The organism is Nocardia suismassiliense, from assembly GCF_900269665.1.
Lineage (GTDB): Bacteria > Actinomycetota > Actinomycetes > Mycobacteriales > Mycobacteriaceae > Nocardia > Nocardia suismassiliense.
On the sequence record NZ_LT985361.1, the window covers coordinates 1,569,934 to 1,596,542 of the forward strand.

Below are 26,609 nucleotides of genomic sequence, written 5' to 3' on the forward strand. Positions count from 1 at the left end.
GTGGCAGGACTGACCTCGACCGAACGTTTCCTGCCATAAGCTGGCGGCCATGACCGGTCATGTCGTCGCCATCGCCGTCACGCCCGGGGCGCTGCATCCGTGGGACCTCTACGAGCTCGGCGTGATCGCCGCGATCTTCGGCACCCCGCACCCCGACCTTGCCGACCCCTGGTACGAACTGCGGGTGTGCTCGGTGCTGCCCGCCGCGGCCGAGTCGGCGATCGGCGGCGGCGCCTACCTGCGAGCCGAGTACGGCCCGGACGAACTGCTGCGCGCCGACACCGTGTTCGTGCCCTCCATCGCCTACGACTGCGTCACCGGTGACCGCCCGGTGCCCCCGGAACTACTCGACGGGCTCCGCGCGGCGCATCGCGGGGGAGCGCGCATGGTCGCCCTGTGCAACGGCATGTTCGCGCTGGCCGCGGCGGGCCTGCTGGACGGGCGTCGGGTCACCGCGCACTGGGAGCACGCACCGATCCTGGCCCGCCGTCATCCCGCCGTCCAGGTCGACGGCACGGCGCTCTACGTCGATGACGGCGACATCCTCACCAGCGGGGGAATGACCGCAGCCGTGGATCTTTCGCTGCACCTGGTGCGGCGCGACTTCGGCGCCGCCGTCGCCAACCGGCTGGCCCGGCGCTTGGTGACCCCGCCGCGGCGATCGGGCGACCAGGCGCAGTTCGTGGATCTGTCCGTGCAGGCCCGCGCCGAGGCCGACCTCGGTCCGGCGCTCGAATGGGCCGTCGCCCACCTCGACCAGCCGCTCACCGTCGAAGCGCTCGCGGCCCGCGCCACCATGAGTCCGCGCACCTTTCACAGGCGCATGCGGCAGTCCATCGGGGTCACGCCGAAGCAGTGGTTGCTGACCCAGCGGCTGGCTCGTGCGCAGACGCTGTTGGAGTCCACTGACTTCGGCATCGAGCGGATCGGCCGGCTGTGCGGTTTCGGCACCGCCGCGAATCTGCGCCGCCACTTCGCGTCGGTCGTGGGTGTCACCCCTGCCGAGTACCGGCGCACCTTCGAGCAGCGAGAGGCACCTGCCGCCTGAGCCGAATGGCTCGCCGGCGTAAGCGAATCCGATGAGGCTGCCCACATCCGGCCGGTCGGCTACCGGAGCCTCGGCGGGTACGGCATTGTTTCCGAATGGTATTTGCCAGGTCGTGCCACGATAGGTGTCCCTATTGCGCGGTTTTACATTCTGACCTGCACGTTTTCTTTACGCCGACGTGTCTCACCTCACGATTACTCGGGAAGCGAAACCGCCTGCGGAAGCGTTTCATGGATACGTGACCACTCCCCTCGCCGCCCAGGCCCCCGCACGCCCCGAAGCCGCGCGGACGACTTGGCATCTGCCTGCCATGCTCGCGCTGGCACTCGGCGGGTTCGGTATCGGCACAACAGAATTCGTCACCATGGGTTTGCTGCCGGACATCGCGCGCGCCATGAATGTCTCCGAGCCGACCGCGGGGCACGCGGTGTCGGCGTACGCGCTCGGCGTGGTGATCGGCGCGCCGGTGCTCGCCGCCCTGTGCGCTCGGGTGTCCCGTAAGAAACTGCTCATCGCCCTGATGGTGGCGTTCACGCTGGGCAACGTGGCAACCGTGCTCGCGCCGACCTTCCACACCCTGGTGCTCGCCCGGTTCGTGTCCGGGCTGCCGCACGGCGCCTATTTCGGGGTGGCCTCGCTGGCCGCCGCCACGCTCGCCCCGGTCGGACAGCGCGCCAAAGCGGTTGCCGCGGTTATGCTCGGGTTGAGCGCCGCCAATGTCGTCGGCGTTCCCGCCGCGACCTGGCTCGGCCAGCACCTCGGCTGGCGCGACGCCTACGTGGTGGTCGCGGTCATCGGACTGGCGACGGTAGCCGCCCTGATCAGGTACGTCCCGGAGCTCACCGGCATCACCATGACCAACCCGGTCACCGAACTCGGCGCCCTGCGCCGTCCCCAGGTGTTGCTCACCCTGCTGGTCGGTGCGATCGGCTTCGGCGGCATGTTCGCCGTCTACACCTACATCACCACCACCCTCACCGGCGTCGCCGGCATGTCCGCCGCCCTGGTGCCGGTGGTACTGATGCTGTTCGGTGTCGGCATGGTGGTCGGCAACATCGTCGGCGGTGTGCTCGCCGATCGCGGCGTCGACCGGGCCATCTACGCCTCGATGATCGGCATGGCCGTCATCCTCGCCGTATTCGTTGCGGCGGCGCACAACCCGTACACCGCCGCGATCGGCGCGTTCCTGGTCGGCGCGACCGGTGCGTCCCTGGCGCCCGGACTGCAGACCCGGCTGATGGACGTGGCGCACGAGGCACAGACCCTGGCCGCCGCGCTGAACCATGCGGCACTGAACATCGCCAACGCGGCGGGAGCATGGCTCGGCGGGGCCGTGATCGCCGCCGGGCTCGGCTACACCGCGCCCGCCATGGTCGGGGCCGGCCTCGCCGTGGTCGGCGTGCTGCTGTTCGCGATCACCGTCGCGGTGGCCCGTCGGGACGCTCGCCTGGTCGCGGCTGCCGCGCTGGTCGCCTGACACCCGGCGTCAACTGAACATACAGAACTGTATGTAAGTGTAGAATCGCCGGATGGCCAGGATCGAAGTCGCGAAACCGCAGCGCCGCACGCAGGAACAGCGCAGCACCGAGATGCGGACCCGGCTGCTCGACGCGACCATCGACTGCTTGGTCGAGTACGGCTACGCGGGCACGACCACGCCGCGGGTCGCCGAACGCGCCGGGGTCACCCGCGGCGCGCAGGTGCACCACTTCGGCTCCAAGACCGATCTGGTGGTCGCCGCGATCAGCCACCTGGCGCAACTGCGCGCCGAGACCGCGATGCGGGAGATGGCCAAGGTCGAGCGCGGCGACGATCCGGTCGCCGCGGCGCTGGAGTTCCTGTGGGAGCTGCACCAGGGCCCGCTGTTCATCGCGACCGTCGAACTGTGGGTGGCCGGCCGCACCGATCCGGTGCTGGCCGCCGCGATGGAGAAGGTCGAACCGTTCGTCAACAACGCGGTGCTGATGGCCGTCGCCCGGTTCGTGCCGGACGAGATCCGCCGCAAAGAGGCCCGCGATTTCATCTACACCGCGATGGACGCCCTGCGCGGCATCCTGATCTCCAACTTCGTCGACCCGGACAACGAACGCGCGCAACGTCGTTGGCGCCGCGCCACCGCGCACCTGCGCAATATCGCCGAAGCCGCGCTCGCCGACGTCCGCGCGGCCGACTGACGCTATCCGCCGCACAACCCCCGGGCGAGCACCGACTGCGCTTTCGTGGAAAGCTCGGCCACCTGCTCGAGATCGTCCATCCGTATGCCGGGACCGGTAGTGATCGATACCTCGATGCGCGAACTGCCATCGGCCGTGCTGTACGCGTCCGAGTAGTAGCCGGGAACGCCGCCGTTGTGGCCGAGGCCGATACAGTCCGGGCCCAGCTCCAGTTCCATCAACCCGAGGCCGTAAGCCGCGCCCGGCGCGATCGCATGGGTCGCCCGCATCTCCGCGAGCAGCGGTGGCGCGAGCAGGCGGCCGCCGAGCAGCGCGGTCAGGAAGGTGTCGAGATCTCGGGTGGAGGAGATGATTTCACCGGCGGCCCCGGCCCAGGTCGGATTCTGGCTGGTCATATCGGCGGTGATCTCTGTGTCGCCGTCGCCGAAGGAGAGATAACCGTGTGCGTGCGGTCCGATGATCTCCGGCCAGCTGCCCGGCACCAATGTCTCCCAAAGCCCCAGTGGCGCCACGATTCGGCCGTAGATCTGCACGCTGTACGGCAGGCCGGTGAGCTTCTCGATCAGCAGTCCGGCCAGCTGATAGTTCGTATTGGAGTAGGACCAGTCGGCGCCCGGCTCGAACCGTGCCGGTTTGCTCAGTGCCATCCGGATCAGTTCGTCGGGCCGATAATCCCGGCGGACGGCATCCACGGCCGCCTTGCCCGATGTCGGCAGGATGCCCTCTTCGAAGGTGCCGTCGGGCTGCAGCTCGCCGGTGTAGTTGAACAGGCCGCTGGTGTGTTGCAACAACATTCGCACGGTGATGCGCGGGTCGAGGCCGAACTGCGGCAGGTGTCGCTGCACCGGATCGTCCAGCCCCAGTCTGCCCTCGCCCGCCAACTGCAGCAGCACCGTGGCCACGAACATCTTGGTGATACTGCCGATCCGGAACCGGCCGTCCATCGGTACCGGCTCCGGGCGGTCCACCTGCGCTACGCCGGCGGCACCGGTCCACTCGCCGTGCCGATCGTGCACCCGCACTTGGATACCGGCCGCACCGGCGGCGATCAGCTCGTCCATCGCTTGTTGCAGCGGTGCCCGATCGGTAACCGCCGGAGTGGCCACCGCGCCGGTCGCCGCCGAGCCGACCAGCACGATCGCGGATCCCAGTGCAATCACGAACCGCCGCAACAACATCCGACCCCCTGGGTGGGCAATGTGCCATCGACTCTAGCCGAAATCGCAGCGGCAGAACGGCTTGCGACGCCATCGGGACGGTATTGCGCCGACGAAGGGGCATGGCTGCGACATGCGCGGCCATGCCCCTGCTCGGCGGTCAGTGCTGGTGGGGGAGCAGGTGGTGACCTTGTTTGTCGGTCGACAGCGCCAGCGAGCTGATGTACTGAATTTCACCCTCGGGGCCGGGAAGCGCCGAGGCGATCATGTCCGGGCGTTCGAATTCCAGGCCGGTGACGTGGCAGGTGAGGGTTTCACCGGAGGGGTTGCCGTGCTCGTCGTACATCGGCAGGTCGATGCCGTCGTCGCTGCGGCGCAGGTAGTACTTGCCCTTGGTGGCGATCGCGGTGAGCGGGGTGGCGACGAACGCGACCACCAGCGCGACGATCGGTGAGTACGGCTTGAGCAGGTCACCGAAGAGGCCGAAGAACGTCATGATCGACAGCACCGCCGAGAGCCCGAAGCCGACCAGGCCGACCGGGTTGAAGTCGTAGAGCATGCCGCGGCGGAACTCCGGCTGCTTCGGCGAGATCTTCAGCAGGTACTTGTTGACCGCGATATCCGTTGCCACGGTGACGATCCAGGCGATGCCGCAGTTGGCGTAGAAGCCCAGGATGTTGTTGAGGAAGTCGAACATGTTGGCTTCCATCAGGATCAGCGCGATCACCAGGTTCACCGCGAGGAAGATGAGCCGGCCGGGGTAGGACTTGGTGACCCGGGTGTAGGAGTTGGTCCAGGCCAGCGACCCCGAGTACGCATTGGTGACATTGATCTTGATCTGGCTGATCACCACGAGCACCACGGCCAGCGTCATGGCCAGCCAACCCGGCACCATGTCCCGGTAGATCTCCAGGAACTGGTGCACCGGTTGGTTCGCGATGCCCTGCGCGGCAGGCAGATTCGCGATCAGGTACACCGCGAGGAACAGCCCGACCACCTGCTTGAGCGCACCGAAGACCACCCAGCCCGGCCCGGCGAGCAGCATCCAGCCCCACCACTTGCGGGCGTTCTCCGGCGTGCGCGGCGGCATGAAGCGCAGGTAGTCGATCTGCTCGGCGATCTGCGCGATCAGCGACAGGCATACGCCCGCGGCCAGCAGCGTGCCGGAAATGCTTACCCCGGAACCGTTCTCGCCGCCGTAGGCGAAGAACGACGACACCGAGTCGGGGTGGCGCACCAGCAGGAACCCGAACGGCAGCACCATCAGCAGCAGCCACAGCGGGGTCGTCCAGACCTGCAGGGTGGCCAGGGTATTCATGCCGTAGATGACCAGCGGGAAGATCAGCACCGTCGACACGAGATAGCCGAGCCATAGTGGCACGCCGAGGCCGAGTTCCAGCCCCTGGGCCATGATCGACCCCTCCAGCGCGAAGAAGATAAAGGTGAACGAGGCGAACACGACATTGGTGAGCACCGAGCCGTAATAACCGAATCCGCTACCGCGCGTGATCAAGTCGAGATCGAGGTTGTAGCGCGCCGCGTAATAGGCGAGCGGAAATCCGGTCAGCATCACCACGATCGCGAAGAAACCGATTCCGAGCAACGCGTTTCCGGTGCCGTGCGCGATACCGATATTCGCGCCGATGGCGAAGTCGGCCAGGTAGGCGATGCCACCGAGGGCGGAGATGCCGACGACGGCCGGGCTCCATTTCCGATAACTCCGTGGCGCGAATCGCAGGGTGTAGTCCTCGAGTGTTTCCTTCGCCGCGGCGATCCCGTCCGCATTCGACGATCGGGTATCGAGCTCGACCACGTTTACTCCTCATCCCCGCATCAACAACAGCAACCGTTCGACGGTCGTACACGGTTGTGGACGGGGAATTTCCGAACGATTACGCGGCTGTTACGTCATCGAGGGCAGTGAGTCACGTCACAGCAATGCGGTGAACGTCGCGCGCGGGTCGCTGGAAAGGTGTGCGTACCAGCCTGAACTGGCAAGACTTACCCGTTCGGCGGTATGTCGGCGACCAGGTGCTATCACCTGGCTATTCGATATGCGCAACTTCCGGTTACGTTGACAGCCTTGCGTACTTACATACATCTCTGTATGTTTGTTTCAGCTGGATCCGGACGGATCGGTCACCGCTGCCCGCCGGCGGTTCCCGGCGGAATACGCCGGGCAGGCACCAACGTGAGGAGTTCGATGGCGAACAGGGTTTACGTCGTCGGCGTCGGCATGACGAAGTTCGAGAAGCCGGGCCGCCGCAAGAACGAAGACGGCACCGATTGGGACTACCCGGACATGGCGCGGGAGTCGGGCACCAAGGCGCTCGCCGACGCGGGCATCGCCTACGACCTGGTCGAACAGGCCTACGTCGGTTACGTCTACGGCGAATCCACCTCCGGCCAGCGCGCGGTCTACGAGCTGGGCATGACCGGCATCCCGGTGGTCAACGTCAACAACAACTGTTCCACCGGCTCGACCGCGCTCTACCTTGCGGCACAGTCGATTCGGGGCGGGCTCGCCGACTGCACGCTGGCGCTCGGCTTCGAAAAGATGCAGCCCGGCTCGCTCGGCTCCACCTGGGACGACCGCGAGCAGCCGATGGCCAGGCACATCATGGCGCTCGCCGAGATCTCCGAGGTGCTCTTCCCGGTGGCGCCGGGGATGTTCGGCGCGGCCGGTCGCGAGCACATGAAGCGATACGGCACCACCGCCGAGCACTTCGCCAAGATCGGCTACAAGAACCACAAGCACTCGGTGAACAACCCGTATTCGCAGTTCCAGGACGAGTACTCGATGGAGGACATCCTCGGCTCGCGAATGATCTACGACCCGCTCACCAAGCTGCAGTGCTCGCCCACCTCCGACGGCTCCGGCGCGGTGATCCTCGCCAGCGAAGCCTTCGTGGACAAGCACAACCTGGCCGCCCAGGCGGTGGAAATCGTCGGGCAGGCGATGACCACCGACTTCAAGTCGACCTTCGACGAGACCGCCAAGAACCTGGTCGGCTACGACATGACCGTGCATGCCGCGCAGAAGGTCTACCAGCAGTCCGGCCTCGGCCCGGAGGACTTCCAGGCCATCGAGCTGCACGACTGCTTCTCGGCGAACGAGCTGCTGACCTACGAGGCGCTCGGCCTGTGCGGCGAGGGCGAAGCCGGAAAGCTGGTCGACGACAACCTGACCACCTACGGCGGCAAGTGGGTGGTGAACCCCTCCGGCGGCCTCATCTCCAAGGGGCATCCGCTGGGCGCGACGGGTCTGGCGCAGTGCTCCGAGCTCACCTGGCAGCTGCGCGGCACCGCCGACAAGCGTCAGGTCGACAACGTCACCGCCTGCCTGCAGCACAACATCGGCCTCGGCGGCGCGGCGGTCGTGACCGCCTACCAGCGCGCCGACCGCTGAGCACCGCGTCCACCGCACCGAACTCGCACAACGACACTCGACGAGGAGTCATCTCATGGGACACATCGAAGCCACCAAGGACGTCAACGCCACCCCCGAGGCGCTGTGGACGGTCGTCTCCGACCCGAACACCTGGGACAAGTGGTTCACCATCCACGAGCGTTTCATGGAGGAGCCGCCCGCCGTGCTGACCGAGGGCTCGAAGCTGGTCGCCAAGATCGTCATGCTCGGCATGGCGAACAAGCTGGAGTGGACCGTCGTGTCCGTGCAGCAGCCGACCAAGCTGACCCTCGGCGGCACCGGAATGGCCGGGGTGAAGACCGAATTCACCTTCGACATCCAGCCCAAGGGCGACGGCGGCAGCACCATCCTGGTCTCCGGCGACTTCGAGGGCGCGCTGATCAAGGGCGCGCTCGGCAAAGCGGTGGAGAAGGACGGGCTCAAGCAGCTGGACAAGTCGCTCGAGCAGCTCGACGCGCTGGCCTCGGCATGACGTCGGAGACCACCGCGGCGCGGTTGGTCGAGTTCGACGACGCCGGTCTCGAAACCTGGTGTGACGACGAGACGTTCGAGGTGACCGGTGCGCGGATCGGCGAATATGCCGCCGCCACCAACGATCCGATCGAGGCCCACCTCGCGGGCAAGGTCGCGTCGCCGGTCTTCGCGATCGTGCCCGTCTTCGAGGCGATGATGATGCCAGTGATCGAGGTCGCGCCGATGGACATCTTCGGCCGGGTCGTGCACGGCGAGCAGGACTTCCACTTCCACCGGGCCATCCAGCCGGGCGACAAACTGGTCTCGCGCGCCAAAGCGACCGGCTACACCAGCCGGTCCAACGGCACGGCCATCACCATCCTCATCGAATGCCGCACCGAAGACGGGGAACTGGTCAACGAGCAGTATCTGACCGCCTTCTTCCGCAATATCGACGCGGGCAAGACGGTCGGCGCGGCGGCCCCGGCGCACAAGTTCGATGAGAACCTGCGCGCGCAACCGCCGGTGGCCGTCGTCCCGCAGCACGTCGACGACGACCAAACCTTCCGCTACTCACCGGCTTCCGGCGATCCGGTGCCGCTGCACCTGGACGATCAGGTCGCCAAGGATGCCGGGCTGCCCGGCATCATCGCGCACGGGCTGTGCACCATGGCGTTCGCGTCCTGGGCGGTGCTCACCGAGGTCGGCGGGTCGGATGTCAACCGGCTGAAGCGATTCGCCGTGCGCTTCGCCAAGATGGTCTTCCCCGGTGACGATCTGGAGACCCGCATCTGGAAGGTGGGTTCGGCGAACGGCGTCACGACCTACGCCTTCGAGACCGTGCGCGGCGAAGACGTGGTGCTCAGCGACGGACTCGCTGAGATAGCCGACTGACGGCGAAAGCCGATATCCCGTCGCAACATTCAGCACAGACTTCAGGAAGAGGAGACATCGATGGGTGCACTCGAAGGTCGGGTAGCCGTCATCACCGGTGCGGGTCGTGGCATCGGCCGCGAGCACGCCTTGCTGTTCGCCCGGGAGGGCGCGGCCGTGGTCGTGAACGACCTCGGCGGCAGCAACGAGGGTGAGGGCACCGACCTCACCCCCGCACAAGAAGTCGCCGACGAGATCATCGCCGCGGGCGGCAAGGCGATCGTCAACACCGCCAACATCGCCACCTGGGACGGCGCGAAGAACGTTGTCGACCAGGCGATTGCCGAGCTCGGCGGCCTCGACATCGTGGTCAACAACGCGGGCATCCTGCGCGACGCGTTCATCGCGGGCATGGACGAGGCGCAGTGGGACGCGGTGATCGCGGTGCACCTCAAGGGGCACGCCGCCGTGCTGCACCACGCCGCCGCCTACTGGAAAGACCAGAGCAAGGCGGGCAATCAGCCGAACGCCGCGGTGATCAACACCGCGTCCGCCTCCGGAACCACGGTGCCAAACGCCGGCCAGGCCAACTACGGCGCGGCCAAGGCGGGGATTGCCGCGCTCACCCTGGTCGCGGCCGACGAACTGGCCCGCTACGGGGTGCGAGTCAACGCCATCGCGCCGATCGCGCGCACCCGTCTCACGCTGGCCACGCCCGGCATGGGCGCCATGATGGCGGCCGAGGCGGACGAGATCGAAGAGGGCGAGTTCGACGCGTTCAGTCCGGCCAATATCTCGCCGCTGGTGGCCTACCTGGCCTCGGACAAGTGCCCGATCACCGGCAAGGTGTTCGCGGTGCAGGGCGGGGCCATCTCCGAGCTGGCCGGCTGGCACGACGTGAAGACGATCGAGACCGACGGGCCGTGGCTGATCGACGATATCTCCGCACGGCTACCGTGACGTACGGGCGAGAGTAGGAGAACAACGATGTTCGAATGGTCCGAGACCGATGTCATGATCCGCGATGCCGTGCGGACGTTCATCGACAAGGAAATCCGGCCCAACCTGGACGCGCTCGACAGCGGCGAGCTGCCGCCGTATCCGATCATCCGGAAGCTGTTCAGCGAGTTCGGGATCGACGCCATGGGCGGCGAAGCGGTGCAGAAGTTACTCGCCAAGCAGCGCGCCAAAGAGGAGGCGATCGCCGCAGGCGAGCCGTTGCCGGAGAAGAAGCGCGAAAAGTCCTCCGGTGGTAGCCCGTTCGCGGGGCAGGAATCGCTGATGGCGGTGCTGGTCGGCGAACTGTCCGGTGTCTGCATGGGGTTGGTCACCGCGATGGGTGTCAGCCTCGGTCTCGGCGCCACCACCATCATGTCGCGCGGCACGCTGGCCCAGAAGGAGCGTTGGCTCGCCGACATCGTGACCATGAAAAAGGTTGCGGCGTGGGCGATCACCGAGCCCGACTCGGGTTCCGACGCGTTCGGTGGCATGAAGACCTATGTCCGGCGCGACGGCGACGACTACCTGTTGAACGGGCAGAAGACCTTCATCACCAACGGTCCGTTCGCCGACGTGATGATCGTCTACGCCAAGCTCGACGAGGGCGACGGCGGCGACAAGCGCGAGCGCAAGGTGCTCACCTTCGTGCTCGACAAGGGCATGGAGGGGCTCACCCAGGGCAAGCCGTTCAAGAAGATGGGTCTGCACGCCTCGCCCACCGGCGAGCTGTTCTTCGACAATGTTCGCCTCGGCAAGGACCGGCTGCTCGGCGAGACCGAGGAACACAAGGGTGGCGACGGCCGGGAGAGCGCCCGGTCCAGCTTCACCGCCGAACGCGTCGGCGTGGCCTTCATGGCGTTGGGCATCATCAACGAATGTCACCGGCTCTGCCTGGATTACGCCAAGAATCGCAAGCTCTGGGGCCAGGAGATCGGTCGTTTCCAGCTCGTCCAGCTCAAGCTGGCCAAGATGGAGATCGCCCGGATCAACGTGCAGAACATGGTGTTCAATACGCTGGAGCGGGGTCGCGCCGGTAAACCGCCGACGCTCGCCGAGGCGTCGGCCATGAAGCTCTACGCGTCCGAGGCAGCCACCGAGGTCGCCATGGAAGCGGTGCAGCTGTTCGGCGGTAACGGGTACATGACCGAGTACCGCGTGGAACAGCTTGCGCGCGACGCCAAGTCGCTGATGATCTACGCGGGCAGCAACGAGATCCAGGTGACGCACATCGCCAAGGGTCTGCTGGCGTAACGGTTTTCACCGAGTCCCGGGTGCGCTACAACGGCGTGCGCGCCCGGGATTTCTTGTCCTGCCTTCGAAACGCCGTTAGTCCTGCGCGCCTTGCGTTGGGTGCGTGCTCGTAAGGGGTGACCGGCCGATGATCACTGAAACCACCGCCCGCTACAACGACGTCGGCACCCGAGTGCTTTCCGTATCGGGGACCGGCACGCCCATTCTGCTGTTGCACGGTTACGCCGACAGCGCCGACACCTGGCGCGGCGTGCTCGCCGGCTTGGCGGCAGCGGGCCGTGCGGCCTTCGCCGTCGACCTGCCCGGCTTCGGGCTGGCGGACCAGCGCGCACCGGGGCCGTTGACGCCGCAGTTCGATGCCTTCGTGGACGCGATCATCGCGGAGCATGGTCCTTTGACTCTGGTTGGCAACTCTCTCGGTGCGGCAACCGCTTTGCATGCTGCCGCACGTCATCCGAGTGGGGCGGTCATCGCGGTGGTCACCCTCGACGAGCCACTGCTGGCCCGCCACTGGCTGGCCCGGGTGGGGCGGCTGCGCGAATACCGGCGGTTCTTTCGTCTGGTCGGATCGCTGCCGATCCCGGCCGCCCTGGTGCGCTGGGCGGTACGGCGCGCGGTAGCGCTGTTCGTCTATGGCCCAGGCATTGTCGCCGACTCTGAATTCCTCACCTCCGCAACACGTTCGGTTCCCGACATGGCCGCCGTCGCTGCCCGTGGTCGTGACGCCGTCCGCTACGCCCGCGAACACCCGTCCGGCCACACCGATCTCGTCCTCACCTGCCCCGTCCTCATCGTGCACGGCACCGAGGACCGCATCATCCCGTTGTCCGCCGGCCGCGCCCTGCACGCGTTGCTGCCCGGCAGCGAGTTCGTCGCACTCCCCGGTGTCGGCCACTGCCCACAACTCGATGTCCCCGACGAGGTCTGCCGACTGCTACTGGGATTTCCCCGCAGCAACAGCAAGCAGACCGACGTCGCATCCTGAGCTCAAGCACCCGACAGCGGCAACCGAGTCGAGTTGTCTCCGTGGCGGACCGGCCGCACCCGATGCCCGACGCAGCCCTTCCATTCCAGGTGAGCCAGCGCGGAGGCCTTCCCACTGTGCCGGCAACCAGCCGAGCGCCCATCGGCAGACCGACGTCCTGTCCTACCCACCAGCTACCCCGTCGACCTCATGCGGCACGAACTGCTGCTTGCGCAGTAGCTCCACCACCAGGTCGAGCGTCACCGAGTTCTGGTGCACCGCCGCCGTCAGCTGAACCATCTGATCTTCGAGTCGGCTCACTCGCACTATCAGGCCGTCCACTTTTTCTGTGAGGTCGTCGACTCGTCCCGTGAGCCCATCCACCTGCTCCGCCAGGCCATCGACGCGTTCCGTAAGCCCGTCCACCTGCCCCGTCAGGCCATCGACCCGTGCCGTGAGCCCGTCGAACCGTTCCGTGAGGCCATCCACTCGCCCCGTCAGACCGCCTACGCGTTCCGTGAGCCCATCCACTCGCCCGGCCAGGCCGTCGACGCCTTCCGTGAGCCCGTCCATTTGTCCTGTCAGGCCGTCGATTCGACCTGAGAGGCCGTCCACTCGGTCGGTCAAGACGTTTGTCCGCCCTGCTACACCGCCCACCACAACCTCGAGCGTCGCCAGCCGACTCACCGTCTCGTCGAGGATCTCCGAGTGCCGGCTCATAGCTGTCCCGACGTCTCCGAAGCCGGACTCCATGCCTTCCAAGCGATGCCCGTGCTGTCGTTGCGTGACCAGTAGTAGGCCGAACTGGCGTCCGCTGGTCTTCTCCAATCGGCGCAGCCGTTGGTCGACGCCGCGGGCTAGGCCGTTCGTACTCTTGACCTCTCGGTTGGTGTTGTTGGCCAGTTCGTACAGCCCGTCGACGTCGCCGCGAAGTTGATGCACCACGCGATCTACTGGTGTGCTCCCCATGCCTCGAACAGTAGGCCGCCGATCAAACCGGATCGAGGCCTATTGTCGATCTGTGGATAACTTCCTGACCTGTGGATATCCCGTGCCTCAGACCGCGCGGAGGCGGTTGCGGCTGGCGTAGACGTGCTCGGCGATGAGGGTCGCGATGCGGTCCGGCGCCTCGAGCATGGGCACGTGCCCGACGCCGTGCACGACGATGCGGTCGGCCGACTCGGGGAGTTCCTTCAGGTAGCGGCGGGCATAGACGCGGTTGGGGATGACGCGGTCGTACTCGGAGAGCAGTAATCGGACCGGCGTCTCCAGGGTGGACAGGTCGGCCTGCCCGGGACCGCGCATGCTGGTCACGACGAACGGCAGCATGGACGGGCAGTGCAGCGCGGCCATGATGGCGGTGGCGGCGTCACGCCGGGAGACCGCGGCGGCGTTCTTGCTCAAGAACAGCAGTGCGAAGCGCTGGGCGATCGGGTTGTTGACCGCGAAACCACCCAGCCGCTTGCCGATTTCGACGATCGGAACCAGCGACAGGAACTTCAGATTGCTGCGCAGCGAGGTGAGCGACGGTGCGTGCCAGCCCCCCGCCGGTGCGACGAGGGTGAGCGTGCGGGCCCGGCCGCGCCTGGCGAGTTCGACACCGACCCAGCCACCGAGCGAGTTGCCCGCGATATGGCAGGTGCGCCAGCCGAGGTCGTCGAGCTGATCCTCGATCCGGTCGGCCAGCAGGTGCACGTCGACCGACCAGCCGTCCACCCGCTCGCCGCCCCAGTGCCCCGCGAAGGCGGGCGCGTACACCTCGCACTGGCTCGCGAGCCGCGCCGCGGTCTGCTCCCAGCAGTGCGGCGACATCATGAAGCCGTGCAACAGGAGCAGCGGGTCACCGGAGCCCAGATGCAGGGCTTTGACGGCCTTCGGCAGCTCCGATTCGGGCTTGCTGGTGACCGGCTTGCGGGCGGCGCTGGTGGCGCGTTGCGCGGCGGCGGGGGACTTGGGGGTGTCGGACGACATGTCATCACTCTTTCCTGGACGGCGGTGTCCGAGGGAGTTCATCTGACCAGCATTGTACGGTCGTCCGGTGGCCTACATCATTTCGACTGTGAACGTAAATGGCGTCCGCGCGGCCGCGGGCAAAGGCATGCTGGCCTGGCTCGCCGCCACGGAGGCCGACATCGTCTGCGTCCAGGAGACGAGGGCCACCGACGAGCAGACCAGCGCGGCGCTGGCGCCCGCATTGGCCGAGGGCTGGTGCCTGGCGCATGCCGAGCCGGAGTCCAAGGGCAGAGCGGGCGTCGCGATCCTGTCCCGGCGTGCACCGGACGCGGTCCGAATCGGTTTCGGCAGTACCGAATTCGGCGCATCCGGCCGCTACCTGGAGGCGGACTTCGGTGACGTCACCGTCGCGAGTGTGTACGTGCACTCCGGTGACGCGGGTACGCCGCGCCAGGACGAAAAGTACCGGTACATGGCCGAACTCGGCGCCTATCTCACCGCACGCACCGGTGACTTCGTGGTGAGCGGCGACTGGAACATCGCGCACACCGAGCGGGACCTGAAGAATTGGAAAGGCAACTTGAAGTCCGCCGGTTTCCTGCCCGAGGAACGGGCCTGGATCGACGAACTGCTCGCCGCCGGCTACGTCGACGTGGTGCGCAAGCTGCATCCGGAGGTCGACGGCCCGTACAGCTGGTGGTCCTATCGCGGCCGCGCCTTCGACAACGACACCGGCTGGCGCATCGACTACCAACTCGCCCGCGGCGACCTCGCGGCGCGCGCCAAACAGGCCGTGGTGGACCGCGCCGCCGCCTACGACCAGCGCTGGTCCGATCATGCGCCGGTCACGGTGCAGTACCGATGAACTTGTCGCCGAAGGCCGTTCGCGCGCTGGCGGGTCTGGGCGCGGTGGTGCTCGCGCTGATCGTCGTCGCGGTGCTCGGGCTGCGCGATGGTGGCAACGACACCGCCACGACAACGGCCCGCCCCACCAGCAGCGCGCCCGCCGCGGGCACGCCACGGCCTGCGGAGGCGCCGGCCAGTCGCGCACCGGGCATACCCGACCGCGCCTACACCACCCTGCGCGAAATCGACGCGGGCCGCTGGCCTGATTCGGCGAACGCGCCGGGCACCAAGGGTGGCGACCGCTGGATGAATCGCGCGGGCACACTGGCCGCCAAAGACGCTGCGGGCAAAGCGATCACCTACCAGGAATGGGACGTCAATCCCAAGGAGCGCGGCCGGTCCAGGGATGCCGAACGCATCGTCACCGGCAGCGACGGATCGGCCTGGTACACCGGAGACCATTACGAGACCTTCACGAGGATGCGCTGATGTCCAAGGCAATGCCGTTGTCGCAGTTCTTATCTCGCCCCGTCGAGGTGGCCTCGCGCGCCCAGCAGGTGGCCGCGCCCGCCCTCGGCGCGGTCACCGTCGACGCCGCCGAACTGAGCGGACTGCGCTACCGCGCGCCGTCCGGTTACCTGGTCCGCGAGCTACGCGGCGCGAAAATGCAGACCGTCGCGCGGGTGTTCGACGAGGTCGCCGCCGCCCTCCAGTTCCCGTACTACTTCGGCGAGAACAAGGACGCCTTCGACGAATGCCTGCGTGACCTGGACGATTTCGTCGGTGAGGGTGCGGGATACGTTGTCGTGCTCCGCGATTCGGCCCACCTGCTGGCCGACGAACCGGCCGAGCGGGCCTGGTTCGCCGAGGCGATGCGCGACTGTGCCGACCACTGGGCGCGCAAGGGCATCGCGTTTCGTGTTGTCCTGCAAGGCGAAACGACGGGACTGCAGGACGTTTCGCTGGAACTCTGACCCGGGCGCGGCGTCACGCCAATCGGCGCGCCAGATCCTCGCCGAGCAGCACGAACACGTCGGTGGTGTGCTCGATCAGCTCGTCGCGGGTCAGCGGCAACTCGCCCTGTAGCCAGGCGGTGAGGGTCTGCACCAGGCCGCCGACGAGGTAGTTGGCCCGGAAGTCGATCGCCGGATCCGAGTCCGGGTCGTCGATTCCGTAGAAGTCGATGCCCTCGGCCGCGACCATGCGCGCGAACACCCGGACGGTTTCGGTGGTGCGGGCGCGCAATTCCGGCGTCGCCATGCCCGCGACCAAAGCGACCTTGGCCTTGCGTGGGTCGTCGGTGAGCAGGTGGATGCCCGCGGCGATCGCGGCACGCGCGGTACTCCTGGAGTCCTTCGGCGCGGTGCCGACCGCCGCGACGATCGCCAGCGCGAGTTCCTCGGCGATCGCGTCTATGAGCGCCGTCAGCACCGCATCGCGGCTGTCGAAGCTCTCGTAGTAGTACCGCTCGTTGAGCCCGGCTTGGGCACACAGTCCCGACACGGTCAGCTTGGCGAGCCCCTGGGTCCCGATGATCTCCAGCGCCGCCTCCAACAGTGCCGCGCGCCGTTGCGCCCGGCGTTCCTCCGCGGAGACCCCGCCGTAGGTCCGCTGCGCTGGCACGGAATCGCCAGGCCCCCGCGTCGCCCGACCGCCGCCCTTCACGGAATCGCTTCGCGATGTAGTCACGACACCGATTCTGGCACGCCTCAATTCTGGCAGAGAGTATTGCCAGAATGGGAAATCTGGCGGATGCTATTGCCAGATGCTCTCGACGAGGAGGCAGTGATGTCCGAGCCCGGCTACTTCAGCGACCACTCGATGGCCCGGCGGGTGATGAGCAAGCGCGCGGTCGGCCTGACCTATGGCCAGCGCGCCCTGGTCATCGGTGCTGTTCATCCGCTGCTCTACGTCGGCACGGCGGAGAACACCGAGCATCGGATGACCCCGTACACCCGGCTCTCGCTCACCGGCCACCTGTTCGAGGCGGTGTTCCTCGGCAGCAAGGCCGAGGCGGACCGGGCGCTGGCGTTCACCACGAAGAAGCACACCAAGGTGCGCGGCACGCTGCCCGAGGACGCGGGGGCGCACCATCCCGCGGGCACCGGCTACTCCGCGCTGGACCCGCACCTGATGTACATGACCATGGCGTTCACCTTCGACTCCGCCGAGGTGATGTACGACCTGCTGGTCCGCCCCATGACCGACGGCGAGCGCGAGGGCCTCTATCAGGACTACGTGCGCTGGGCGGAGCTGTTCGGCATGCCCGTCGAAGCGGCGCCGGCCAGTTACCCCGAGTTCCGCGCGTCCTTCGACGCCTACCTCGCCTCCGACGAACTGTTCCTCACCGACGAGGCGCGGCTGGTCGGCTCCTACCTGGCCGGGCAGCGCGTGCCGTATCCGCAGCGGATGCCGCTGCACCAGGTCACCTCGGCCTTCTTCCTGCTGGTGCAGGGCAGCCTGCCGCCGCGGATCCGGCAGATGTACGGGATGCGCTGGGGGCGCACCGACCAGATCGCCTATCGGGCGCTTGCACAGGCCGTGCGCACCGCACATCTGGCGCCGCCGTTGGTGCCTCCGGTGCTGCGCGGCACCCTGGCCGGGCCTAGTGCCCCGGTCTACAAGCTGGTCTCGCGGCGCGAACACCAGCTCGTCGACGCCGGACGGCCGAGCATGCCGGGTGTGGATCCCCGAAACTGGGTGGAGCGAAATACCGCTTGAAGGGCATGAAAAGATCGGGGTATGTCCGTTCCTGCAGAAACCCCGGCCGCTGAACGCAAGCAGCGGGTCCTGTCCGGGATCCAGCCCACCGGCACCTCGTTCCACCTCGGCAACTACCTTGGGGCGCTGCAGTACTGGGTGACCATGCAGGACGACTACGACGCGCTGTACTTCATCCCGAACCTGCACGCGATCACCGTGCCGCAGGACCCGAAGGCGCTGCGGGCGCAGACCAGGGCCGCCGTGGCGCAGCTGCTCGCCATCGGCATCGACCCCAAGAAGTCGACGCTGTTCGTGCAGAGCCAGGTGCCCGAGCACGCCGAGCTGGCCTGGGTGCTCAGCTGCATCACCGGTTTCGGTGAGGCCAGCCGGATGACCCAGTTCAAGGACAAGTCGGTCAAGCAGGGTTCGGAGAACGCGTCGGTCGGGCTGTTCACCTATCCGGTGCTGATGGCGTCGGACATCCTGCTCTATCGCCCGCATCAGGTGCCGGTCGGCGAGGACCAGCGCCAGCATCTGGAGCTGACCCGAAATCTGGCGCAACGCTTCAACACCCGATTCAAGAAGACGTTCGTGGTGCCGGAGGCGCACATCGTCAAGGGCACCGCCAAGATCTACGACCTGCAGGATCCGACCTCGAAGATGAGCAAGTCCGCCGCCTCCGACGCGGGCCTGATCAACCTGCTCGACGATCCGAAGATCAGCGCCAAGCGGATCCGCTCGGCCGTCACCGACACCGAGCGCGAGATCCGCTACGACCCGGAGCAGAAGCCGGGCGTGAGCAACCTGCTGGTGATCCTGAGTTCGCTGACCGGCAACCCGATCGTGACGCTCGAACAGGATTACGCGGGCAAGGGTTACGGTGATCTGAAAGCCGACGTCGCCGACGCGCTGGTCGAATTTGTCACGCCATTGCAGGCGAAGGTGCAAGAGTATTTGTCGGATCAGGGCGAACTCGACCGTATCCTCGCCGCCGGTGCCGAGCGCGCGCGAGAGATCGCCGGCAACACCCTCGCACAGGTATACGACCGCATGGGCCTGCTGGCCCGGTAGCGGTCGGGCGCCTGCGAGATCTCTCCTGAAGGGGCGAACAGGTGCAGGTGATCGACAACATCAAGGCGTGGCTCGAACGGCGAATCCAGGCCCGGCCATGGCTGGACCATCTGGTGCGCGCGGGCGGGCGGTATCAGCGGCAGCGTGGCGACTACTACGCGGCGGGCATCACGTATTTCACCGTGCTGTCGCTGTTTCCGCTGCTGATGGTCGCCTTCGCGGTCGCGGGTTTCGTGCTGTCGAGCCACCCGGAGTTGCTCGGTGAGCTACAGACCAAGATCGTGGACAACATTCCGGGTTCGCTCGGCACCCAGCTGAACGATCTCGTCGACCAGGCCGTCGACTCGCGCGGCACCGTCGGCATCCTCGGCCTGCTCGCGGGGTTCTATACCGGCCTCGGCTGGATGGCGAACCTGCGCGCGGCGCTGACCGAGCAGTGGGAGCAGAAGAGCGAGGAGCAGAACTGGTTCCTGGCCAAGCTGTCCGACCTCGGCGCGCTGCTCGGCCTCGGCCTGGCCTTCGTTGTCTCCCTGGGCCTTTCCGCGCTCGGCTCCAGCACCCTCGGCGCCCGGTTGCTGGTCAGCCTCGGGCTCTCGCACCTGCCCGGCGCGCGTTTCCTGCTGGCCATCGTGTCGATCTTTCTCGGCTTTCTCGCCTCCTGGGCGGTGTTCGCCTGGATCATCGCCCGCCTGCCGCGCGAACCGGTCACCCTGGCCAGCGCCGCCAAGGCCGCCGCGCTCGCCGCCGTCGTCTTCGAGATCTTCAAGTTCGTCGCGTCGATCTATCTGCAAACGGTGCTGAGCAGCCCGGCGGGCGCCGCCTTCGGCTCGATCATCGGTCTGATGGTCTTCAGCTACGTCACCTACCGCATCATCCTGTTCGCCACGGCCTGGGCCGCCACCGCCTCGGACAACGAACCCGAAGCGGATATCCCCGCACCGCCCGCCGCCGTCATCAGCCCGCGCACGTCGGTCCGCGAACTCTCCGTCGGCGCGGGCGCGACCTTCTTCGGTGCGGGAGCCCTTGCCGCGCTTGCCCTCTCGCTGCTGCGTCGACCACGCGGTCGCTGACCCGACGTCGGCGTAGTCAGCGCCGCCGGTTCATCCGGCGCGCACCGAGCAGCAGGGCGAGCACCAGAATGACGCCGCCGACGACCCACACGGTGCGGTCGTCGCCATGGTCCTCGTCGGCCAGCGGCTGCGTCTCCTGCTCCTTGGGTGGCGGGGAGGCAAGGGTCGCACCAACTTTCGGTTGCTTGCGGTTCGGGTCGGGGAGTTTGCCGACCGACGTGCCACGGGGTAGTGCGAAGCCGTAGTCGAGCAGGCGGGCCGCCTGATCCGAGGGGCGCAGCGGGCGCACGTCGGCTTTGAGCAGGGTGACCACCAGTCGGCGGCCGTCGCGTTCGGCGGCGGCGACGAAGGTCTGCCTGGCGTCGTCGGTGAACCCGGTCTTGCCGCCGATGGCGCCGTCGTAGTCGTAGAGCAGGTGGTTGTCGTTGCCGATCGGGAAGCCGGGATGGTCCTTGTCGCCCTCGATCTTCGGGTTGGCGGGGTAGCCGGGGAAGTCCACCTGTTCGGTGTGGATGAGCTCGGCGAACAGCGGGATGGTCATGGCCTCGCGGAACAGCACCGACAGGTCGTAGGCCGAGGTGCTCATGCCGGGGCCGTCGAGGCCGGAGGGGGTGGCCGTGCGAGTGTCCAAGGCTCCCAGCGATTTAGCGAGCTCGTTCATCTTCGCCACCGTGGCCGCCTCGCCGCCCAGCTGGTTAGCGATGGCATGAGCCGCGTCATTGCCGGAGGCCATGATCAGGCCCTGCATGAGCTGGCGGTTGGTGTAGCGGCCGCCGGGCCCGATGCCGACCCGGGTGCCATCCGCGTTCGCATCGTCCTGGGTGCCGATGACCACCTTGTTCAAATCCAGTGTGCGCAGGGCGATCGTGGCGAGCAGCACCTTGATGGTGCTGGCGGGCCGGGAGCGGCCGTGTGGGTCCTTGGCCACCAGCACCTCGCCGGAGTCCAGGTCCGCCACCTGCCAGGCGGTCGCCGAAATGTCCTGCGGCACAGCGGGTGCGCCCTTGGGTAGCACCAGGCCGCATTCACCCAGCCGGCCACCGCCGACCGGCGGCGTCGGGATGGGCAGCGCGGTGGGCGTCGGCTCCCCGGGCGCCGGGACCTCGGACTCGTCGACCGGCGCGGGCGGGCGCGTTTTCTGCGGGCAGCCGTCGGTGTTCGGGGTGCTGAACGGCGTCGTCGTCGGACTCGACGACGGCGCGGCGAACGACGGTGTGGCGGCCGAGCCCGCGATCACGGCCACTGCGGCCAGTGCGGAACCGAGGCGAAGTGTGGCGCGGCGGCGCGAGTCCCGGATCTTCATCGTTCGCGAGCCTAGCGATTTCGCGGCGAGTCGGCCGCGCACGCGCCGAAGCAGGGTATTGACAGCAACTACTAAATGAGAGTCACTGTCAAAAAGTAGTTACTATCAATTTGGAGGGGTCATGAAGACCGACTCGACTCGTCGCTGGCTCGCGCTCGGCGCGCTGTCGGTGGCGATGCTGACCATCGGGCTCGACGTCACGGTGCTCACCGTGGCGCTGCCGACACTCGCCGTCGACCTGAATGCGAATACCGCTGCGCTGCAATGGTTCAGCAGCGCGTACACGTTGGCGCTGGCCGGTGTGATGCTGCCCGCCGGTGCGCTCGGCGATCGCTACGGGCGCAAGAAATTCCTGCTCGTCGCGCTACTCGTCTTCGGTGCCGCGTCACTCGCCTGCGCGTTCGCCGCCTCGGCCGGTCAGTTGATCGCCGCACGGGTGGTGCTCGGCATCGCGGCCGCGGCGATGATTCCGCTGTCCATGTCCGTACTGCCGTCGCTGTTTCCGGAGCAGGCGGCCCGGCAGCGCGCGCTCACCATCTGGATCACCTCGACCGCGATCGGCCTGCCGCTCGGTCCGATCGTCGGTGGCTGGCTGCTGCGGAACTTCTGGTGGGGGTCGGTGTTCCTGATCAATGTGCCGATGGTGATCATCGGTGCGCTGGCCGTTTTCGCGCTGGTCCCGGAGTCGCGCAGCGAGAACAGATTCCGCGTCGATGTGCCCGGCGTATTGCTGTCGGCGGCCGGAATGCTCGGGCTCACTTACGGATTCATCCGGATCGGTGAGTACGGCTGGGGCAACGGGCTCGGCTGGGCCATCGTCGTGGCCGGCCTGCTGCTGCTCGGCGCCTTCGTGGGCTGGCAGCGCAGGACGACGCATCCGCTGGTCGATCTCAGCCTGTTCGAGTCTGCCGGATTCCGCTGGGGCACCGCACTTTCCATCATCGTCAACTTCGCGATGTTCGGCATGTTCTTCACCGCGCCGCAGTATTTCCAAGCGGTGCTCGGCACGGACGCACTCGGCAGCGGCCTGCGCCTGCTGCCGCTGATCGGCGGGTTGATCGTCGGCAGCAGGATCGTCGACCGGGCGTTGCCGAAACTGGGGACCAGGGTGATGCTCGGACTGGGCTTCGCTCTGCTGGCGGGTGCGCTCGCACTGGGCGCGCTGACCTCGGTGGACAGCGGCTACGGCTTCACCGCGCTGTGGACCACCCTGCTCGGCGTGGGTATGGGTCTGGCAATGCCGACCGCCATGGGGCTGGCGATGGGTGAGCTCACCGAGGAACGTTCCGGCTCCGGTTCCGCGTTGATCCAGGCGCTGCGCCAGGCGGGCGGCACCATCGGCGTCGCGATCCTCGGCACCGTGCTGGCCACGCGGTACCGCTCGGAGCTCGGCTCGCTGAACCGCGATCCGATCTCCGACGGCGTGAACGCGGGTGTCGCGGTGGCGCACCAGCTGGGTGACTCGGCGATGCTGCATCAGGTGCAGAGCGCGTTCGTCGGTGGCATGGCCGCGATGCTCTGGGTCTGCGCCGCGCTGTGTGCGGTAGCGGCTGCGATCGCCGTTGTTTTCCTGCGCGCGAAGCAACCTGTCGAGGTGGCTGCGGCGGGCCCGGTTCCGGCCGTTGAGCGGCTCGACGGCGGACGTGGCGGCGTCGAGGGAACCGATACGTCAGAATCGACGCATGTCGGTTGACTTGTCCGGAGAAGAACCAGCCGTGCGCGGCCTGCGTGAGCGGAAGAAGGAGCGGACCCGCCGGACGATTCGACTGGAAGCGTTCCGGCTGTTCCGCGAGCAAGGGTACGGCGAGACCACCGTCGAGCAGATCGCGGCGGCGGCGGAGGTCTCGCCGAGCACGTTCTTTCGCTACTTCCCGACCAAGGAACAGCTGGTGCTCGCCGACGACCTCGATCCGGTACTGATCGAGGCATTCCGGGCGCAACCGCCCGACCTCGCACCGCTGACCGCCTTCCGCCATGCGATGGCGGCGGTTTTCGCGGAGTTACCCGCCGAACAGCAGGCTTTCGAACAGGAACGTCAGGCGCTGATCTACCACGTGCCCGAGTTGCGGTCGGCCATCGGACTGGAGATGGAACGCAACATCGACATGGTGTCCGCCGTCATGGCCGAACGGGTCGGCGGCACACCCGACGATTTCGACATCCGGGTCCTGGCGGGCGCGCTGACCGGCGCGGGGCTCGCGATCGCGCGCATCACGCCGTTGAATCTCGACAATGTCGGCCGGATGCTGGATCTGCTGGAGGCCGGGCTGCCGCTGGGCCAGGACCGAGCAGGCAGCTAGGCCGAACCTACTGCGCCCCAGCGGCACTCGAATGCCGCAGCCGGTCCGGCGTCTCGTCGTCCATCGCCGCGAAGAATCCGCCGATCACGTCCTCGATCTCGGCGATCGACTCGGCGCAGTACAGAATCGGCTGGTAGTGGGTGATGTCGTAGACCGCGGTGCCCATCGCGGCGACGTCGAGCGGGCGCAGGTCGGCCTGGCGGAACTCCTCGATCTCGCCGTAGGAGGACAGCAATCCGGCCCCGTAGCAGCGGACCTCGCCTTCCTCCCGGACCACGCCGAACTCCATGGAGAACCAGAAGACATTCGCGAGGAACTTCAGCGCGGGCTCGGTCTCCAGCCGCCCGACCGCCGCGCCGACCGCCTCGTAGATGGCGGCGAAGCGCGGACTGGCGATCTGATTGGCGTGCCCGATGATCTCGTGGATGGCATCGGGCTCCGGGGTGTACAGCGGCGCCGAATGATGCCGGATGTACTGGGTGGAGTGGAAGGTCCGATCCGCGAACGAACCGAAGAACTGGCGCAGCGGCACCAAACCGGCCGCCGGGGCGTAGCGGAATCCACTCAGCGGCACCAGCGCCGCCGAGACCTCGTCCAACTGGGGGATGTGGTCCGTGGGTAGCGCGAGGCGCGCCGAGGCCGCCAGCACCTCGGTGCAGGCATAGGTCTGGTGCTTGCGGGCCAGTTCGGCCGAGGCGATGCGCCAGACCTGCTGTTCCTCGTCGGTATAGGCGATCTGCGGAACGGGTTTACCCGGTGCGTAATCGAGCGCGAGCGCGGCGATGTCATTGCGACGGGCCCGGTAGTCCGAGTCGTGCACACCCGGGTGCTCGTCGCTCAGGTGGACGGTCACATCGCCGTCGCCGGACCGGGTCACCGGTGAGTACAGCTGAGCTTCGGTGAACATACCTCGATGCAAGCACCGCTCGGGCCCGGCGACAACAAAAGGCCGCGCAGCTTGGCAAAGTGTCTAGCTGGCCCCGCTGTGCTGCGCACTTACCGGCATCGGGCGGCGGATTCGGGCGACGAGCTGACCAGTGCCCGTCGGCGGCCGTACACGCCGCGTCCGGCCCGCGCCGGCGACGATGCCAAGTGTGTGCGGAGCGTGCTGTGACGGCCCGGTGATAGCCGCCGAACATGCTGTGGCCGAGAAATTCTCGTGGTGGGGGCGGTCGATCCGGCGAACTCTGCACGATTTGCCAGACATGAGCGAGCGGAATAGCGCAAAATGGCGAATGTACGAAGGAGGACGCATGAAATCCGTGCGGATCGATCTCGACCAGAAGTTGCTCGCCGCCGCGGCCGCCGTGATGGGCACCTCGACGAGCAACGCCACGATCAACGAGGCACTGCGCCGGATCGTCGTGCACGAGCGTCAGCTGCGCCATCTCGAAAAGCTGGCCGCCACCGCATTGTTCGCCCTGCCGCGCCCGGAAGTCGTGGTTGTGGACGGATAGTCAGCGACGCACGGCCGGGCAGCGCAGGTCATCGGCCGGCGGTGTCAGGTCGATCAGATACTTCAGTACCGGCTCGTCGACGCAGGCGATGCCCTCCAACGCGGCACCGTGCTGGGTGCCGTCATAGGTGATCAGCGCCGCGCCAAGGGTTTTGGCGAGCGTGACACCACCCGCGTACGGGGTCGCCGGATCGCCGGTCGCCGCGACGACCACCAGTTTCGGCAGGCCCGCCGCGTTGGGCACGTGCGGTTGAGTGGTCGGCGGGACCGGCCAGAACGCGCAGGCGTCCAGGGGAGCCGTGTCGGTGGGCAGGCCATCGTCGAAAGCCGGGGCGGCGGCGCGGGATCGGCGATCGATATCGGCCGCGACGGCCCGGTCGGTCACCCGGACCTCCTCCAGGCAGAGCACCGCCCGGTGCACGTCGTCGGAGGAGGCTTGTTCATAGGCTCCGGCGTCTCCGAGCAGCGCGTCACCACGGCCCCTGGCGAGTTCGGCCAAACCCTGGGTGAGGCTCGGCCAGGACGTGGGGTGGTAGAGCGAGGCGATCGTCGCGGTGACGACGGCGCCGTAGTCGAGCCCACGGCGATCGGCGGTGACGATCGGTCGCTGGATCAGCGGGTTCACCAGATTGCGATAGACCTCGTTCGCCTTCTGCGGGTCGGTGCCGAGCGGGCAGTCCGGCGCCTTGGCGCAGTCGGCGGCGTAGGCGTCGAACGCCTGCTGGAAACCGGCGGCGGTGATCACCGGATCGCCGATGTTCGTGGTGGGATCGACCGGTGCGTCCAGGACCATCGCGCGCACCCGATCCGGAAACAGCTCGGCGTAGGTCGAACCGAGGCGGGTGCCGTAGGACCCGCCGAAGTAGGTCAGTTTCTGCTCGCCGAGCGCGGCCCGCACGACGTCCAGATCGCGGGCGACGTCACCGGTGCCGACATGCCCGAGCAGCGTCAGCCCGGTCCGCCGCGCGCACGAGTTGGCGTATTCCTCGTTCTCCTCTTCGATCTGGTCGATCTCCGCGAGCGGGTCGGTCCGGCCCAGCACCCGCTGCGCCGTCCGGAATTCGGCGTCCGAACGGCAGGTGACGTGCGGGGTCGAGGCGCCGAGCCCGCGCACGTCCATCCCGATCACGTCGAAACGCTCGGCCACCGGCGACTTCGACAGGGCCAGCGGCAGACTCAGCCCCGGCGCGCCGGGCCCGCCGGGGTTGGTCACCAGCGACGCGACCTTGGTGCCGGTGGCGCGCAGCCGGGAGATCGCGATCCGCGCGGTCTCGCCGTCCGGCCTGCCGTAGTCGATCGGCACCGTCACCCGCGCGCATTCGATGCCTGCCGCGCCGAGCTCGGCGCCGCCCTGATAGCCCTCGCACGAGCCCCGCGCCAGGGTTTGCTGGTAGTACCGATCAAGGGTGGGGGCGGGCGGCGCGACGGGGTCCTGGTCGGCGGTGCAGGCCGTCGCCAGCAGCGCGAGCGCGGCGATCAGCACGGCCGGCGGCGTGACGCGCGTCGATGCCGCGGTTCCTTTGCGCGGTGTGAACATTCATTGCCCCTGTACTCGTTC

Annotated in this window: 26 protein-coding genes; 18 read left to right on the forward strand and 8 right to left on the reverse strand. The window is 67.5% G+C overall.

The window, feature by feature from the left end; genetic code table 11:
* Positions 1-49: 49 nt before the first annotated feature.
* From DBO33_RS06980 to DBO33_RS06990, 3 genes are all read left to right on the forward strand, one after another.
* The gene (locus tag DBO33_RS06980; RefSeq protein ID WP_107654283.1) at positions 50-1,048 is read left to right on the forward strand and encodes a helix-turn-helix domain-containing protein; all 999 of its coding nucleotides are present in this window, start codon (positions 50-52) and stop codon (positions 1,046-1,048) included.
* 310 nt (positions 1,049-1,358) lie between these two features.
* A complete protein-coding gene (locus DBO33_RS06985; protein ID WP_107654284.1) occupies positions 1,359-2,525 on the forward strand; it encodes an MFS transporter in 1,167 nt (388 codons plus the stop codon).
* A gap of 52 nt (positions 2,526-2,577) precedes the next feature.
* Entirely contained in the window at positions 2,578-3,222 is a 645-nt protein-coding gene (locus DBO33_RS06990; RefSeq protein ID WP_107654285.1) for a TetR/AcrR family transcriptional regulator, read from the forward strand.
* Positions 3,223-3,224: 2 nt separating this feature from the next.
* Here DBO33_RS06990 and DBO33_RS06995 read toward each other — a convergent pair whose 3' ends face one another.
* Together DBO33_RS06995 and DBO33_RS07000 are read right to left on the reverse strand one after the other, a co-directional pair.
* Entirely contained in the window at positions 3,225-4,400 is a 1,176-nt protein-coding gene (locus DBO33_RS06995) for a serine hydrolase domain-containing protein (RefSeq protein ID WP_107654286.1), read from the reverse strand.
* 139 nt (positions 4,401-4,539) lie between these two features.
* On the reverse strand, positions 4,540-6,192 hold the full coding sequence (locus tag DBO33_RS07000) for a purine-cytosine permease family protein (RefSeq protein WP_107654287.1): 1,653 nt from the start codon (positions 6,190-6,192) through the stop codon (positions 4,540-4,542).
* A 390-nt stretch (positions 6,193-6,582) separates the two neighbouring features.
* Between DBO33_RS07000 and DBO33_RS07005 the strand changes: the two genes are divergently transcribed.
* The 6 genes from DBO33_RS07005 (at position 6,583) to DBO33_RS07030 (ending at position 12,370) form a co-directional block, all read left to right on the forward strand.
* Positions 6,583-7,788, forward strand: a complete 1,206-nt coding sequence (locus DBO33_RS07005; RefSeq protein ID WP_107654288.1) for a lipid-transfer protein — start codon at positions 6,583-6,585, stop codon at positions 7,786-7,788.
* Between the two features lie 55 nt (positions 7,789-7,843).
* Positions 7,844-8,281, forward strand: coding sequence for a type II toxin-antitoxin system Rv0910 family toxin (locus DBO33_RS07010; protein WP_107654289.1), 438 nt, complete (start codon positions 7,844-7,846; stop codon positions 8,279-8,281).
* Complete coding sequence (locus DBO33_RS07015) at positions 8,278-9,156, forward strand: MaoC/PaaZ C-terminal domain-containing protein (protein WP_107654290.1); 879 nt, start codon at positions 8,278-8,280, stop codon at positions 9,154-9,156. The genes DBO33_RS07010 and DBO33_RS07015 overlap by 4 nt, the downstream gene beginning before the upstream one ends.
* Before the next feature lie 60 nt (positions 9,157-9,216).
* On the forward strand, positions 9,217-10,095 hold the full coding sequence (locus DBO33_RS07020; protein WP_107654291.1) for an SDR family oxidoreductase: 879 nt from the start codon (positions 9,217-9,219) through the stop codon (positions 10,093-10,095).
* Between the two features lie 27 nt (positions 10,096-10,122).
* Positions 10,123-11,385, forward strand: coding sequence for an acyl-CoA dehydrogenase family protein (locus DBO33_RS07025; RefSeq protein ID WP_107654292.1), 1,263 nt, complete (start codon positions 10,123-10,125; stop codon positions 11,383-11,385).
* 127 nt (positions 11,386-11,512) lie between these two features.
* The gene (locus DBO33_RS07030) at positions 11,513-12,370 is read left to right on the forward strand and encodes an alpha/beta fold hydrolase (RefSeq protein ID WP_107654293.1); all 858 of its coding nucleotides are present in this window, start codon (positions 11,513-11,515) and stop codon (positions 12,368-12,370) included.
* Positions 12,371-12,532: 162 nt separating this feature from the next.
* Here the strand turns inward: DBO33_RS07030 and DBO33_RS07035 are convergent, their stop codons facing one another.
* Positions 12,533-13,318, reverse strand: coding sequence for a hypothetical protein (locus tag DBO33_RS07035; RefSeq protein WP_159080141.1), 786 nt, complete (start codon positions 13,316-13,318; stop codon positions 12,533-12,535).
* An 87-nt stretch (positions 13,319-13,405) separates the two neighbouring features.
* Positions 13,406-14,320 (reverse strand): alpha/beta fold hydrolase, encoded by a 915-nt coding sequence (locus tag DBO33_RS07040; RefSeq protein WP_107654295.1) that lies wholly within the window; start codon positions 14,318-14,320, stop codon positions 13,406-13,408.
* Positions 14,321-14,447: 127 nt separating this feature from the next.
* Here DBO33_RS07040 and DBO33_RS07045 point away from each other — a divergent pair, with 127 nt between their 5' ends.
* Genes DBO33_RS07045 through DBO33_RS07055 form a run of 3 tightly spaced genes read left to right on the forward strand, consistent with a single transcriptional unit; the run spans position 14,448 to position 16,122 of the window.
* Positions 14,448-15,167 (forward strand): exodeoxyribonuclease III, encoded by a 720-nt coding sequence (locus DBO33_RS07045; RefSeq protein WP_234391336.1) that lies wholly within the window; start codon positions 14,448-14,450, stop codon positions 15,165-15,167.
* Positions 15,164-15,637 (forward strand): ribonuclease domain-containing protein, encoded by a 474-nt coding sequence (locus tag DBO33_RS07050; protein ID WP_107654297.1) that lies wholly within the window; start codon positions 15,164-15,166, stop codon positions 15,635-15,637. The genes DBO33_RS07045 and DBO33_RS07050 overlap by 4 nt, the downstream gene beginning before the upstream one ends.
* Complete coding sequence (locus tag DBO33_RS07055; RefSeq protein WP_107654298.1) at positions 15,637-16,122, forward strand: barstar family protein; 486 nt, start codon at positions 15,637-15,639, stop codon at positions 16,120-16,122. Before DBO33_RS07050 ends, DBO33_RS07055 begins: the two co-directional genes overlap by 1 nt.
* 13 nt (positions 16,123-16,135) lie before the next feature.
* Here the strand turns inward: DBO33_RS07055 and DBO33_RS07060 are convergent, their stop codons facing one another.
* A complete protein-coding gene (locus DBO33_RS07060) occupies positions 16,136-16,771 on the reverse strand; it encodes a TetR/AcrR family transcriptional regulator (protein ID WP_107660044.1) in 636 nt (211 codons plus the stop codon).
* A 165-nt stretch (positions 16,772-16,936) separates the two neighbouring features.
* On the opposite strand from DBO33_RS07060, the gene DBO33_RS07065 reads away from it, so the two are divergent.
* From DBO33_RS07065 to yhjD, 3 genes are read left to right on the forward strand one after another with little or no spacing between them, the layout of a single operon-like run.
* A complete protein-coding gene (locus DBO33_RS07065; protein WP_107654299.1) occupies positions 16,937-17,869 on the forward strand; it encodes an oxygenase MpaB family protein in 933 nt (310 codons plus the stop codon).
* A 21-nt stretch (positions 17,870-17,890) separates the two neighbouring features.
* Positions 17,891-18,922, forward strand: coding sequence for a tryptophan--tRNA ligase (gene trpS / locus DBO33_RS07070; protein WP_107654300.1), 1,032 nt, complete (start codon positions 17,891-17,893; stop codon positions 18,920-18,922).
* A 41-nt stretch (positions 18,923-18,963) separates the two neighbouring features.
* Positions 18,964-19,992 carry an inner membrane protein YhjD gene (gene yhjD / locus DBO33_RS07075; RefSeq protein ID WP_107654301.1) on the forward strand — a complete coding sequence of 343 codons (1,029 nt, stop codon included), beginning with the start codon at positions 18,964-18,966 and terminating at the stop codon, positions 19,990-19,992.
* Positions 19,993-20,008: 16 nt separating this feature from the next.
* Here the strand turns inward: yhjD and DBO33_RS07080 are convergent, their stop codons facing one another.
* The gene (locus tag DBO33_RS07080; RefSeq protein WP_107654302.1) at positions 20,009-21,295 is read right to left on the reverse strand and encodes a serine hydrolase; all 1,287 of its coding nucleotides are present in this window, start codon (positions 21,293-21,295) and stop codon (positions 20,009-20,011) included.
* A gap of 121 nt (positions 21,296-21,416) precedes the next feature.
* On the opposite strand from DBO33_RS07080, the gene DBO33_RS07085 reads away from it, so the two are divergent.
* Positions 21,417-22,988 carry a DHA2 family efflux MFS transporter permease subunit gene (locus DBO33_RS07085; RefSeq protein WP_107654303.1) on the forward strand — a complete coding sequence of 524 codons (1,572 nt, stop codon included), beginning with the start codon at positions 21,417-21,419 and terminating at the stop codon, positions 22,986-22,988.
* Positions 22,978-23,595 carry an acyl-CoA-like ligand-binding transcription factor gene (locus tag DBO33_RS07090; protein WP_107654304.1) on the forward strand — a complete coding sequence of 206 codons (618 nt, stop codon included), beginning with the start codon at positions 22,978-22,980 and terminating at the stop codon, positions 23,593-23,595. The genes DBO33_RS07085 and DBO33_RS07090 overlap by 11 nt, the downstream gene beginning before the upstream one ends.
* Before the next feature lie 7 nt (positions 23,596-23,602).
* On the opposite strand, the gene DBO33_RS07095 is transcribed toward DBO33_RS07090, so the two are convergent.
* The gene (locus DBO33_RS07095) at positions 23,603-24,502 is read right to left on the reverse strand and encodes a phenylalanine 4-monooxygenase (RefSeq protein ID WP_107654305.1); all 900 of its coding nucleotides are present in this window, start codon (positions 24,500-24,502) and stop codon (positions 23,603-23,605) included.
* Between the two features lie 346 nt (positions 24,503-24,848).
* On the opposite strand from DBO33_RS07095, the gene DBO33_RS07100 reads away from it, so the two are divergent.
* Positions 24,849-25,052: a type II toxin-antitoxin system VapB family antitoxin gene (locus DBO33_RS07100; RefSeq protein WP_107654306.1), complete on the forward strand. Its 204-nt coding sequence runs from the start codon at positions 24,849-24,851 to the stop codon at positions 25,050-25,052.
* Here DBO33_RS07100 and DBO33_RS07105 read toward each other — a convergent pair whose 3' ends face one another.
* Positions 25,053-26,588 (reverse strand): alpha/beta hydrolase, encoded by a 1,536-nt coding sequence (locus DBO33_RS07105; protein ID WP_107654307.1) that lies wholly within the window; start codon positions 26,586-26,588, stop codon positions 25,053-25,055.
* Positions 26,589-26,609: the final 21 nt, after the last annotated feature.

What these genes read in the sequence shown, in the direction of transcription:
- DBO33_RS07005 (WP_107654288.1), top strand. Translation starts at nt 6,583, where the DNA reads ATGGCGAACAGGGTTTACGTCGTCGGCGTCGGCATGACGAAGTTCGAG.
- DBO33_RS06985 (WP_107654284.1), top strand. Translation starts at nt 1,359, where the DNA reads ATGCTCGCGCTGGCACTCGGCGGGTTCGGTATCGGCACAACAGAATTC.
- DBO33_RS07105 (WP_107654307.1), bottom strand. Translation starts at nt 26,588, where the DNA reads ATGTTCACACCGCGCAAAGGAACCGCGGCATCGACGCGCGTCACGCCG.
- DBO33_RS07030 (WP_107654293.1), top strand. Translation starts at nt 11,513, where the DNA reads ATGATCACTGAAACCACCGCCCGCTACAACGACGTCGGCACCCGAGTG.
- trpS (WP_107654300.1), top strand. Translation starts at nt 17,891, where the DNA reads ATGTCCGTTCCTGCAGAAACCCCGGCCGCTGAACGCAAGCAGCGGGTC.
- DBO33_RS07050 (WP_107654297.1), top strand. Translation starts at nt 15,164, where the DNA reads ATGAACTTGTCGCCGAAGGCCGTTCGCGCGCTGGCGGGTCTGGGCGCG.
- DBO33_RS07025 (WP_107654292.1), top strand. Translation starts at nt 10,123, where the DNA reads ATGTTCGAATGGTCCGAGACCGATGTCATGATCCGCGATGCCGTGCGG.
- DBO33_RS07045 (WP_234391336.1), top strand. Translation starts at nt 14,448, where the DNA reads ATGCTGGCCTGGCTCGCCGCCACGGAGGCCGACATCGTCTGCGTCCAG.
- DBO33_RS07065 (WP_107654299.1), top strand. Translation starts at nt 16,937, where the DNA reads ATGTCCGAGCCCGGCTACTTCAGCGACCACTCGATGGCCCGGCGGGTG.
- DBO33_RS07085 (WP_107654303.1), top strand. Translation starts at nt 21,417, where the DNA reads ATGAAGACCGACTCGACTCGTCGCTGGCTCGCGCTCGGCGCGCTGTCG.
- DBO33_RS07055 (WP_107654298.1), top strand. Translation starts at nt 15,637, where the DNA reads ATGTCCAAGGCAATGCCGTTGTCGCAGTTCTTATCTCGCCCCGTCGAG.
- DBO33_RS06995 (WP_107654286.1), bottom strand. Translation starts at nt 4,400, where the DNA reads ATGTTGTTGCGGCGGTTCGTGATTGCACTGGGATCCGCGATCGTGCTG.
- DBO33_RS07040 (WP_107654295.1), bottom strand. Translation starts at nt 14,320, where the DNA reads ATGTCGTCCGACACCCCCAAGTCCCCCGCCGCCGCGCAACGCGCCACC.
- DBO33_RS07015 (WP_107654290.1), top strand. Translation starts at nt 8,278, where the DNA reads ATGACGTCGGAGACCACCGCGGCGCGGTTGGTCGAGTTCGACGACGCC.
- DBO33_RS07095 (WP_107654305.1), bottom strand. Translation starts at nt 24,502, where the DNA reads ATGTTCACCGAAGCTCAGCTGTACTCACCGGTGACCCGGTCCGGCGAC.
- DBO33_RS07080 (WP_107654302.1), bottom strand. Translation starts at nt 21,295, where the DNA reads ATGAAGATCCGGGACTCGCGCCGCCGCGCCACACTTCGCCTCGGTTCC.
- DBO33_RS07035 (WP_159080141.1), bottom strand. Translation starts at nt 13,318, where the DNA reads ATGGGGAGCACACCAGTAGATCGCGTGGTGCATCAACTTCGCGGCGAC.
- DBO33_RS06990 (WP_107654285.1), top strand. Translation starts at nt 2,578, where the DNA reads ATGGCCAGGATCGAAGTCGCGAAACCGCAGCGCCGCACGCAGGAACAG.
- DBO33_RS07010 (WP_107654289.1), top strand. Translation starts at nt 7,844, where the DNA reads ATGGGACACATCGAAGCCACCAAGGACGTCAACGCCACCCCCGAGGCG.
- DBO33_RS07090 (WP_107654304.1), top strand. Translation starts at nt 22,978, where the DNA reads ATGTCGGTTGACTTGTCCGGAGAAGAACCAGCCGTGCGCGGCCTGCGT.
- DBO33_RS07100 (WP_107654306.1), top strand. Translation starts at nt 24,849, where the DNA reads ATGAAATCCGTGCGGATCGATCTCGACCAGAAGTTGCTCGCCGCCGCG.
- DBO33_RS06980 (WP_107654283.1), top strand. Translation starts at nt 50, where the DNA reads ATGACCGGTCATGTCGTCGCCATCGCCGTCACGCCCGGGGCGCTGCAT.
- DBO33_RS07020 (WP_107654291.1), top strand. Translation starts at nt 9,217, where the DNA reads ATGGGTGCACTCGAAGGTCGGGTAGCCGTCATCACCGGTGCGGGTCGT.